We start from the raw sequence: 10,035 nt of genomic DNA, 5'->3' as shown, positions 1-10,035 counted from the left end.
CGCGCCGCCTCCGCCCGCACCCGGCCCGGCCTGGGCCACCGGCCCGCAGCCGCAGGCTCCCGCCCCTGCCCCGGGCGGCCCCGCGGGCGGCGTGACGGGCCTGGGCACCGGGCCGGTCAGCCTGGTCAAGAACCAGGCCGTGTCCCTGGTCAAGGCCGGCCAGCCGCCGCTGGCCCGGGTGCAGATGGGCCTGGGCTGGCAGCCCGCCATGCACGGCGGCCGGATCGACCTGGACGCCTCGGTCATCGCCTTCGACTCCCAGCGCCGCAAGATCGACACCTGCTGGTTCATGAAGCAGCGGATCCTCGGCGGTGCCATCCGGCACTCGGGGGACAACCTCACCGGCCACGGCGAGGGCGATGACGAGGCCATCGGCGTCGACCTGGCCAAGCTGCCGCCGGAGGTGTCCGGGCTCGTCTTCACCGTGAACTCGTTCAGCGGCCAGAAGTTCACCTCGGTCGCCCGTGCCTACTGCCGGCTGCTGGACGCCCACGACGGCTCCGAACTGGCCCGCTACGACCTCACCCAGTCCGAGCCGCGCACCGGCCTGATCCTGTGCAAGCTGGTCAGGCAGTTCTCCGGTGAGTGGCACATGACCGCGGTCGGTGTCTTCGCGGACGCCAAGACCGCCAAGGGCATGGTCAAGCACGCCGCCGCCATCCTGTAGCACCCGCCGCCCTCCGGGCGCCGCGGCCACCCCCGCCCCCGGGGTCCGGCTTCCCCGCCGGACCCCGGGGGCTGCCGGGTCCGCGGCAGCCTCCGGGCACGGGTGCGGGCACGGTGCGGGCCCGTTCCGGGAGCGGTTCCGGAGGATTGCGCGGAGCCCGTACTGAAGCGTTTCAATCGCGGCCCGCGAGGGAAGGTTCCCGCCATCTGGGAGCGCTCCCGTCATCCGGAATCCCCCACACCGGAAGTAGGAGCCGCAATGCTCGCGAAACCTCGTGCACACGGCCAGGAACTGGCCCTTTCCCCCCGCTGGACGCTGCGCGTCCTCGCCGTGCTCTGCGCGGCACTGCTGGGGCTGATCCCCTGGGCGGACACCGCCTCCGCGCACGGCTCGGCCGTCGATCCCGCGTCCCGCAACTACGGCTGCTGGCTGCGCTGGGGCAGTGACTTCCAGAACCCCGCCATGCAGCAGCAGGACCCGATGTGCTGGCAGGCGTGGCAGGACGACACCAACGCCATGTGGAACTGGAACGGCCTGTACCGGGAGGGTGTCGCCGGCAACCACCAGGCGGCCCTGCCGGACGGGCAGTTGTGCAGCGCCGGACGGACCTGGAACGGCCGCTACCGGTCCATGGACACCCCCGGTCCCTGGAAGACGACCCCGGTCGGCAGCAACTTCACCCTGCGGCTGTGGGACCAGGCCTGGCACGGCGCGGACTACTACCGGGTCTATGTGACCCGGCAGGGCTACGACCCGAAGACCCAGCCGCTCACCTGGAACAACCTTGAGCTGGTCCGCCAGACCGGCCGCTTCGCCCCCGCCGAGTACACCGACCTGAGCATCAGCGCCCCCGGGCGCTCCGGCCACCACGTCGTGTTCACGATCTGGCAGGCCTCGCACCTGGACCAGTCGTTCTACTTCTGCAGCGACGTCCACTTCTCCTGACGCCGCGCCGGCCCGGCCGGAGGGGGCGCCGCGCCCCCTCCGGCCGGGCACAACTCCGCGCGGCGGATTGCCCGTTGTTTTCAGAACGTTGTTGCCACTCTGGCGCGGACTCGTGCGAAACTGCCTCCTGCCGGCTGACAGGGCGTCGAAGGGGCAGATCCACCATGGCAGACAACGCCGACAATGCTGAAAACGCGGAGCACGCTCAGCACGCTGAGAACGCTGAGCACGCGGTCGACGACGGAGCGCAGGGGGAGGCGGGGCCCGGCTACGACTGGACCTGGGCGAACGCCGAACTCGGCTACGACATCCCCGAGATCGACACCAGCAAGCCGTCCATAGCCCGGGTCTACGACGCCGCCCTGGGCGGCCAGGACCACTACCCGGTGGACCGGGAGGTCCTGGAGGCGGCCCTCAAGATCAACCCCGAGGCGGTCAGGAGCGCCCGGGCCAACCGCGACTTCCTGGTGCGCGGCGTCCGTTACCTGGTCGAGCAGGGCATCGACCAGTTCCTGGACCTCGGTTCGGGCCTTCCCTCGGCGCAGAACACCCACCAGGTGGCCCAGGCGGTCAACCCGGACGCCCGGGTGGTCTACATCGACAACGACCCCATCGTCCTGGCCCACGGCCAGGCGCTGCTCGCCAAGAACAACCGCACCCGGGTCCTGCTGGCCGACATGCTGGACACCGAGAAGGTGCTGTCCCACCCCGGGATCGAGGACTTCATCGACTTCTCGCGGCCGGTGGGCCTGCTGATGCTGGCGGTGGTCCACCACATCCTGGACGAGGAGGACCCGGCCGGCCTCGTCAAGGCGTACACCGACCGCCTGGCGCCCGGCAGTCATCTGTTCCTCTCCCACTTCTGCAACAGCATCCCCGACGCCAAGGAGCTGGAGGAGAACCTGGTCCGGTCGCTGGGCCGCGGGAAGATCCGCAGCCAGGAGGAGATCACCGCCTTCCTGGACGGCCTGGAGATCCTGGAGCCGGGTGTCGTCCCGGTGCCGCTGTGGCGGCCGGACGAGCCGGTGAGCGAGCCGCTGGACGCCGGCGGGCTCCTGATCTTCGGCGGCATGGGCCGGAAGACGGCCTGACACGCGGGGCGCGCCGCCGGTCTCCGCCGTGCTGTCGGTCCCGGTCCGTACGCTGTGGCCATGGTGCAGCGGAAGCAGCGGATGCAGCGGCGGCCGGTGTTCGCCCGTTTCTACTCCCGCGTCGCCGGCCCGGCGCTGGAGCGGGCGGGCATGGGCGAGCAGCGGCGGCGGCTGCTGGCCGGCCTGTCCGGCGACGTCGTGGAGATCGGCGTGGGCAACGGGCTCAACTTCCCGCACTACCCGCCCGCGGTGCGGCGGGTGGTGGCCGTGGAGCCGGAGCCGCGGCTGCGCGCCCTGGCCAAGGACGCCGCCCGGCACTGCCCGGCCCCGGTGGAGACGGTGGCGGCCGGCGCGGAGCAGCTCCCGGCCCCGGATTCCTCCTTCGACGGCGCGGTGGCCTGCCTGGTGCTGTGCTCGGTGCGGGACCAGGCCGCCGCCCTGGCGGAGCTGTACCGGGTGCTCAGGCCGGGCGGCCGGCTCCGCTTCTTCGAACACGTGCAGGCGGACTCGCCCGGCATGCGCCGGGTGCAGCGGGCGGTGGACGCCACCTTCTGGCCCCGGCTGTGCGGCGGCTGTCACACCGGCCGGGACACCGCCGCGGCCATCTCCCGGGCCGGCTTCCGCATCACCGAACTGGAGCGGTTCCGCTTCCCGGAGACCGGTCCCCCCTCGCCCGCCGACACCCACATCCTCGGCACCGCCGAGAAATCCGCCTGAGGGAGGCCGTCATGACGCAGCCCCGAGCCGGCACCGGCATGGACGCCGAACCGGTGCTGGAGTTCGCCACCGACGCCGAGTGGGCCGCCTGGCTGGAGGAGCAGCACGCCACCGCGTCCGGTGTGTGGCTGAAGATCGCCAAGAAGAATTCCGGGGTGCGGACGGTCACCCCGGCCGAGGCGCTGGACACGGCGCTGTGCTACGGCTGGATCGACGGCCTGCGCCGCAGGTTCGACGAGCGCTACATGCTCCAGCGGTACACACCGCGCCGCAGGGGCAGCACGTGGTCCCGGATCAACCGGGACAAGGCCACCGCCCTGATCGAGGCGGGGCGGATGCGCCCCGCCGGGCTGGCCGAGGTGGAGCGGGCCCGCGCCGACGGCCGGTGGGAGGCCGCCTACCCCGGCTCCCGCACGGCCACCGTCCCCCCTGACCTGCAGGCCGCGCTGGACGCGGACCCGCAGGCCGCGGCCTTCTTCGCCGAGCTGGACAGCCGGAACCGGTATGCCGTCCTCTACCGCGTCATGGACGCCAAGCGCCCGGAGACCCGGGCCCGCCGGATCAAGGAGTTCGTCACCATGCTCGCCGAGGGCCGCAGGCTCCACCCGTGACGCTGCCGGGCACGTGCACCCCGGAGATCAACGAACAGGTGCCGCATGGGCGGAGGGAGGATGCCGGGGAAACGGCATCCGGGCGTCTTCCCGGACCGTGCGCAACCCTTCCCGCCCGGTCGTGCACCTACGCGCCGTTGCTGCCCCTCCCGCGCCGTCCCTACGGTAACCGCAGGTCAGACTCCGGAAGGGGGTGGCCGGTTGGGAACTGCCGACGTCGCCACCGCGCTCATCGGCGTGCCACGGCACCGTTTCGTCCCGGCCCGGGCGTGGGCCTCGCCCGTGGACGTCCCGGGCGGTCACTGGATCGACCGTGACCGCGATCCCGAAGCCTGGTGGCAGGCGGTGTACTCGGACACCGTGATCGTCACCCAGCTCGACGAGGGGCGCATCGAGCTGACCGAGGAGAACGCCGCCCGGTGGTTCTGGAAACCGACCTGCTCGGCATCGAGCCCGGTGCTGGTCGCCGCCTTCCTGCGCCGTCTCGATCCGCACCCGGGGGACCGGGTGGTGGAGATCGGTACCGGTACCGGCTGGACGGCCGGGCTGCTGGCCCAGCTCACCGGGGACCACGCCCGTGTCACCTCGGTGGAGATCGATCCCTGCCTGGCCGAGCTGGCCGAGCGCAACCTCCGTGCCTGCGGGCTGTTCCCCCGGCTGCTCACCGGGGACGCGGCCCGCGGCCTGCCCGGCATCGCACCGTACGACCGGCTGCACGTCACCGCCGGAGTCGATCACCTCATCCCCTATGCCTGGGTGGAACAGATCCGGCCCGGCGGGACGATCGTGCTGCCGTGGAACGCCGTCGGCCGCCTGGTCCGGCTGACGGTCCGCCCGGACGGCACGGCGCACGGCACCTTCCACGAGGAGTGCGGTTTCATGCCGCTGCGCGGCAGCGCCACCCGCCGGCCCGGCCCGGCGCGTGCCGGGGCGGGCACCGGCCGGCTCTCCGCCGCGGCACGGCCGCCGCGGGAGCGGGCACTGGACCTCGATCCCGCGCCCCTGCTCGCCCCGGAGCCCGGCCTCCAGGTGCTGTTCGACGTCCTCATCGGCACTCCCCCGTGGCCGGCCGGGGAGGGCAGATGGATGCTGAGCGCCCGCGGCTCGTCCGCGGAGGTGGCGGACGGCCGCGTCACGCAGAGCGGCCCGGACGATCTGTGGGACCGGGCCGAGGCGCTGTTCCGCGCCTGGCGGGCCCGGGACTCCCCCGGCCTGGACCGTCTCGGTCTGACCGTGACACCGCACGATCAGTACGTGTGGCTGGACGACCCGGCGGCTCCGCTCCGGGCGCTTCTCGGCGCAGAACAGGAGCCCTCACCATGACGGACGGCTGCGGTCAGTGCGAGAAGGGCTGGATATGGGTGCACGAGGACGGCCGCCGCACCAAGTACCCGTGCCCGGTCTGCCGGCCCAGGTGATGAGGCCCGCCGCGCGGCGGGTCTCATCACCGCCGCAGGTGCGACAGCGGCGCGGGAGGTCCCTCGTGCTCGGTGAGACAGGTGACAGCGGCCCGGCATCCCGCCGTCCGGCTGCGGGTCACCAACCGTTGTAGAGCTCATAGGAGGAAATCCAGAGGGCAAGCAGAAGAACCCACGGAGTGACCAGAACCGCGTAAACCAGAACCCGCCTTTCCGTAACGGCCTTTGCGATCTTCGGAAAAGCGATGAGCAGCAGCAGTGAATAGATGCTCAGCGATATCTGACTCACCCTGTAGACAAGCTCTGCATCGTCCATGACGAATCCTTCTCTGCGAACCGGCGGAGAAAAGTGGGTGGGCTCGCGCGGAGCCCACCCACTGGCACATGCGGTGTTTCCTACCTCATCGACGGGCCCTTCTGGTCACCGTCGGCGGTGACGCCCGGAGGCGGGCTTCACATGCCGTCCGCGAGACGGGTACCGCCACTGGGAATACCGGCGGACACTGTAGCGGACTCCGGCCCGGATACCGCCGCCGACCAGCGAGCCCAGGGCACCGGCATTGGCACCGGTCCAGGCGGCCGACCTGATGCTGCGCCAGGACGACCTGCGGTTGCCCGCCCACTGGGCGGCGGCGCCGGCCGCGGCTCCGGCGATCACCGCGCACAGGCCCGCTCCGGCGGCGCTGGCGATGGCGACGGCACAGCCCACGCCCGCCGGGCGCCCAGCAGCAGCCAGGGATGGACACTCGGTTCCGTTGACGTGCTCCCCGGCCTCAAGGCCGGGGAGCACGTCAACGTGCCTTCTGCTTGTCGAATGACGTCGTCTCATGATCCGTCGGGGGTTTGGGCCAGAGCAGCCCTCGACGCTGGAGCCTCCGTCCGCTGTGGACGGTGCCGAGCACGGTGACGGCCCACACAGGTGCAGCCTTCAGGGTCGGATCATCCAGAAGACTCGATTCTGACAAGAGCAGCGATATGACCACTCCCAACGCACACCACGCCACGGCCCGATATGCCAGATTCCAAAGCGGCCTGAACATGTATCTTCCTCTCACGGGCCCTTCAGGATCGGGGGACCACGGAAATGTGGTCCCCCAACCTGTCAAGCGCTCACCAACCATTCCTGCATCACGTGTGCCTCTGTTACCTGCGACGACGTCCGGTTCCCTGGAAGAACCTGCTTGCGCCTCGCCAGGCCCATCGACTCGCCTGGGCCAGCCCTCCCGAGCTTCCACCGATGGCGAAACTCCAGATGTTCTTGACGTGATCGTTTCGATTCATGCGGCGCTTCTTCTGGAAGGCGTATCTTGCCTGGTAGTCGATGGACCCCACGGCCGCCCCTATCACAAACCCGGCTGCGAGGCAGCCTGCCCCAACGGAAGCGGCGCAGATCGCTGCGGTGGCTACTCCTCCCCCCACCCAGGCACCAACACGGATGGCACGGCGGGTCCACTTGCGCCAGCTCTTCTTCCGGAACGTCTTCCACTTCTTCTTGATCTTGCTCCAGAACTGGCCGTCGAGATCGTACTGGTTGACGGGGTCGGCGGGGTAGCCGTAGGCGTTGTCGCCGCCTCCGTGGACGGGGTCGGGGGAGAGGAAGCGGCCGGTGACGGGGTTGTAGAGGCGGACGCCCATCAGGGTCAGGCCGGTCAGGGTCTCGGCGGAGCGCTGCTTGGCGCCCAGCCAGCCGTAGCGGGTGGCCTCCTGGCCCGGCCGGGGGTTGCCGTACTCGTCGTGGTCGAGCACGACCGGCGCCTGGCCTGCGGTCAGCGGGAGCTGGAGTGCCACGTCGCCGTGGACGTTGGTGAACTGCAGGACCGTGCCGCCGGTGCCGCCCGTGGTGGCAGCCAGGTCTCCGGTGGCGGACTCGACGTTGCGGGTCACCGTGCCGGTGGCGGTGTTCTCCACGATCCAGCGGGGGTTGTCCCCGTCGCCGTCGTAGTGGTTGCGCTTGGCGGCGCTGGTGGTCCAGGTGCTGCCGCTCCCGGTCTCCACCGTCCAGGCCCGGAAGCGGTGGGCGGCGTCCAGGGTCCAGGTCTGGCGCTTTCCGTTTGCGGTCTGCCGGTACACCAGGTCGTTGGTGTAGTAGGCGAGGGTGCCGTGGCCGGGTGCAGCGGTGGTGCGGCCGAAGGCGTCGTAGGTGTAGCCGGTGGCGATGAGCCGGTCGGCGGTGTCGTAGGTGGAGGAGGTGGTGGTGCCCCCGGTGGTGGGGCAGTCGGCGCCGGGGGTGCCGGCCGCGGTGCGCAGTGAGGTGCGGTTGCTGCGCTGGTCGAAGCCGTAGACGCGCAGGGTGCACACGGTGTCGGAGGTGTCCTCGGTGCGGGTGAGGCGGCCGAGGGCGTCGTAGCCGTGGCGCTGCGCGGACCATCCGGCGTGGGTGACCACCTGGCTGTGGACGTTCTCGGTGACCGTGTCGGAGTAGACGGCGGTGCCGTCGCTGTCGCGGGTGTAGACCCGGGTCAGCACCGAGCCGTCCGGGTTGGTGGTCTCCCGCATGGTGTAGCCGCCGGGCAGCTTCTCGGTGCGGACCTGGCCGTCGGGGTCGTAGGTGGCCCGGAGGTGCCGGCGACGGAGTCGGTGGTGGCGGTGGCCAGGCCGCGGGGCTCGGCGGTGTGGTCGTAGGTGTAGGTGACGGTGGACGGGACGCTGTCGGTGACCTTCACCGGGCGGTCGAGCAGGTCGTACTCGGTGCGGGTCACCCCGCCGTCGGCGTCGGTGTAGGAGATGAGGCGGCCGAGCCTGTCGAAGGTCTTGGTGATCGTCCCGCCGGTGGGTGAGACGGTGCGCACGGCCTGGCCGGTGGCCGGGTCGTACTCGGTGGTGGCGGCCGGGACGGCCTGGCCGGTTCCGCCGGTGGTGGTGACGGTCAGCGGGCGGCCGGCGGCGTCGTGGGTCGTGGTGGTGGTGCGGGTGGCCCCGTTGGCGGTCTCGGTGGTGCTGGACGCGCTGCCCCACCAGTTGTACTCGGTGGTGGTGACCGGCAGCTGGCCGGGCTGGGTGCCGCCGCCGGTGATGGCTCCGGCCGGGCCGGTGGTGCACACCAGGTCGGCCCACTCCGGGCGGCCGGAGCAGGTTCCGGTGCCGGTGGCGGACCAGTAGGCGGTCACCCGGGTGAGGGCGTCGGTGCCGGTGCCGCCGGGCTGGATCTCCTTGACCACCCGGCCCTGGTCGTCGTATTCGGTCGTCGTGGAGATGGCCAGGCCGCCGGGGTCCCTGACGGTCTGCACGGGCAGGCCCTTGGCCCAGTCGTAGACGGTCTGCGTCACGCGCCGCTCACCGTGCACCTCGGGGTGCTCGCGCACCTGGGCGCCGGTGGTGACCTTGGTGACCTGGTCCTTGACGGTGGCGGTGCCGTTGGTGGGCCGTCCGGCGTCGTACTCGTTCACCGTCCAGGTGCGGGCGGACACCGAGGTGCCGGCCGGGACCAGGATGGTGGAGCCGGGCCCTCACTCAGATACCGCACGGGCCCGGCGGACAGTTCGGTGGTCAGGCTGCCGTCCGGATTCACCCAGGTGGTGGAGGTCTCGGTGCGCTCGGACAGCGCCTCCACCCGGCTGCCGCCGAGCCTGGCCGCCACGGTGGCCGAGGCGATGTCGGCCGCCTCGGTCACCTCCGGCTGTGCCGTCTCCTGGGTCTTCTGCTCGGCCGCGGCGGGCTTCCCGGCCGCCACCGCCACCCCGCTGCTTCCGGCGAACAGGGCGGTCTCGACGGCCATCAGCATCGCCGCGCCCAGCGCAACGCGTACGGCCGTTCCCCGGTGTTTGCAGAAGGCGAAGACGGAGCCTTCCCATTCCGGGCGGTGCGGCTCGGGTGTCCGGCCCCTGACGGAGCCGGGATGACGGAACGTCATCACTCTCCCAACTTCATGATGGACGAGTAACTGCCTTGTGAGCAGCCTCGATTCATCATGAAACTATGAAGGGAGAAAAGAGCACAAAATCCCCTTGAGGCGGCACATCACCGGATCTTGGCCCCCGACAACGACCATCACGATTCTCACGTTTGGCAACAGTGGCCGCACGGGCAGTGTTTGCCTTATGCACCTCTTCCCCCGTGCCCGGCCTGACCCGGGCCGGGCCGGCACGGGTCCGGACCAGGCACAGGGGGGCCGCCCGGGTACCAGCCGCCCTCCTGGCAGAGGTACGGGCAGCCCTTCACCACCACACGGGCGTGGGGTGCGGCGGCGCGGATCTCTGCGTACAGGGCGTCGAGCTGCCCCGGCAGTTCTCCCCGGACGAACCCGGGGGCCCGGTCCCGCGCCCGGCGGCAGCTCGTGATGGTGAAGCACCGGCAGCTGATCATGGCTGCGGCGAATCCGGAGTCGTTGCCGCCGATGCCGATGCTCACCAGGGTGGTGGACCCGCCCAGCGCGGCGAGCTGGTCGTCACGCACATCCGGGGGGCCGGGCCAGGGCCATGGCGGCGGCGGTGCGAGGGGAACAGTGGTGCGGATTCCGGACACGGGGGGGGCCGCACATGCCGGCCGGACACCCACGGCCGATGCGGGCGGCATCGTCGCGCGGCCGGGCCGGTCCGGAAATCTTTCGGCGACCCCCGCCCCAGACATTGACCGGGACATGACCCATT

The 10,035-nt window shown here is 71.3% G+C and carries 10 protein-coding genes and 1 pseudogene; 6 read left to right on the top strand and 5 right to left on the bottom strand.

Annotation, left to right across the window (positions count from 1 at the left end; translation table 11 throughout):
- The 6 genes from GQS09_RS12405 to GQS09_RS12380 form a co-directional block, all read left to right on the top strand.
- Positions 1–667, top strand: a 667-nt coding sequence (locus tag GQS09_RS12405) for a TerD family protein (RefSeq protein ID WP_207957746.1), incomplete at its 5' end; no start/stop codon positions are given.
- A 258-nt stretch (positions 668–925) separates the two neighbouring features.
- A complete protein-coding gene (locus tag GQS09_RS12400) occupies positions 926–1,612 on the top strand; it encodes a lytic polysaccharide monooxygenase (RefSeq protein ID WP_165986092.1) in 687 nt (228 codons plus the stop codon).
- A 164-nt stretch (positions 1,613–1,776) separates the two neighbouring features.
- Positions 1,777–2,703: an SAM-dependent methyltransferase gene (locus GQS09_RS12395; protein WP_165986091.1), complete on the top strand. Its 927-nt coding sequence runs from the start codon at positions 1,777–1,779 to the stop codon at positions 2,701–2,703.
- A 60-nt stretch (positions 2,704–2,763) separates the two neighbouring features.
- Entirely contained in the window at positions 2,764–3,420 is a 657-nt protein-coding gene (locus GQS09_RS12390) for a class I SAM-dependent methyltransferase (RefSeq protein WP_165986090.1), read from the top strand.
- Positions 3,421–3,431: 11 nt separating this feature from the next.
- On the top strand, positions 3,432–4,031 hold the full coding sequence (locus GQS09_RS12385) for a YdeI family protein (RefSeq protein ID WP_399552494.1): 600 nt from the start codon (positions 3,432–3,434) through the stop codon (positions 4,029–4,031).
- A 201-nt stretch (positions 4,032–4,232) separates the two neighbouring features.
- Positions 4,233–5,354, top strand: a complete 1,122-nt coding sequence (locus tag GQS09_RS12380; RefSeq protein WP_165986089.1) for a hypothetical protein — start codon at positions 4,233–4,235, stop codon at positions 5,352–5,354.
- 213 nt (positions 5,355–5,567) lie between these two features.
- Here the strand turns inward: GQS09_RS12380 and GQS09_RS12375 are convergent, their stop codons facing one another.
- From GQS09_RS12375 to GQS09_RS12355, 5 genes and pseudogenes are all read right to left on the bottom strand, one after another.
- Entirely contained in the window at positions 5,568–5,765 is a 198-nt protein-coding gene (locus tag GQS09_RS12375) for a hypothetical protein (RefSeq protein ID WP_165986088.1), read from the bottom strand.
- Between the two features lie 105 nt (positions 5,766–5,870).
- Positions 5,871–6,239, bottom strand: coding sequence for a hypothetical protein (locus tag GQS09_RS12370; protein ID WP_165986087.1), 369 nt, complete (start codon positions 6,237–6,239; stop codon positions 5,871–5,873).
- 353 nt (positions 6,240–6,592) lie between these two features.
- Positions 6,593–8,889 (bottom strand): annotated as a pseudogene (locus GQS09_RS12365) (RHS repeat-associated core domain-containing protein); the annotation flags it as partial.
- Positions 8,832–9,299, bottom strand: a complete 468-nt coding sequence (locus tag GQS09_RS12360; RefSeq protein ID WP_165986086.1) for a hypothetical protein — start codon at positions 9,297–9,299, stop codon at positions 8,832–8,834. The pseudogene GQS09_RS12365 and the gene GQS09_RS12360, both read right to left, overlap by 58 nt.
- A gap of 185 nt (positions 9,300–9,484) precedes the next feature.
- Positions 9,485–9,841 (bottom strand): hypothetical protein, encoded by a 357-nt coding sequence (locus GQS09_RS12355; RefSeq protein ID WP_165986085.1) that lies wholly within the window; start codon positions 9,839–9,841, stop codon positions 9,485–9,487.
- Between the last annotated feature and the right edge of the window lie 194 nt (positions 9,842–10,035).

It is taken from the genome of Streptomyces sp. YIM 98790 (assembly GCF_011421595.1).
Taxonomy (GTDB): domain Bacteria; phylum Actinomycetota; class Actinomycetes; order Streptomycetales; family Streptomycetaceae; genus Streptomyces.
This window is presented reverse-complemented; position numbering and strand designations above follow the sequence as displayed.

Bases quoted from the DNA above. Each gene is read 5' to 3' on its own strand.
- GQS09_RS12400 (WP_165986092.1), top strand. From the start codon at position 926: ATGCTCGCGAAACCTCGTGCACACGGCCAGGAACTGGCCCTTTCCCCC.
- GQS09_RS12395 (WP_165986091.1), top strand. From the start codon at position 1,777: ATGGCAGACAACGCCGACAATGCTGAAAACGCGGAGCACGCTCAGCAC.
- GQS09_RS12375 (WP_165986088.1), bottom strand. From the start codon at position 5,765: ATGGACGATGCAGAGCTTGTCTACAGGGTGAGTCAGATATCGCTGAGC.
- GQS09_RS12390 (WP_165986090.1), top strand. From the start codon at position 2,764: ATGGTGCAGCGGAAGCAGCGGATGCAGCGGCGGCCGGTGTTCGCCCGT.
- GQS09_RS12360 (WP_165986086.1), bottom strand. From the start codon at position 9,299: ATGACGTTCCGTCATCCCGGCTCCGTCAGGGGCCGGACACCCGAGCCG.
- GQS09_RS12385 (WP_399552494.1), top strand. From the start codon at position 3,432: ATGACGCAGCCCCGAGCCGGCACCGGCATGGACGCCGAACCGGTGCTG.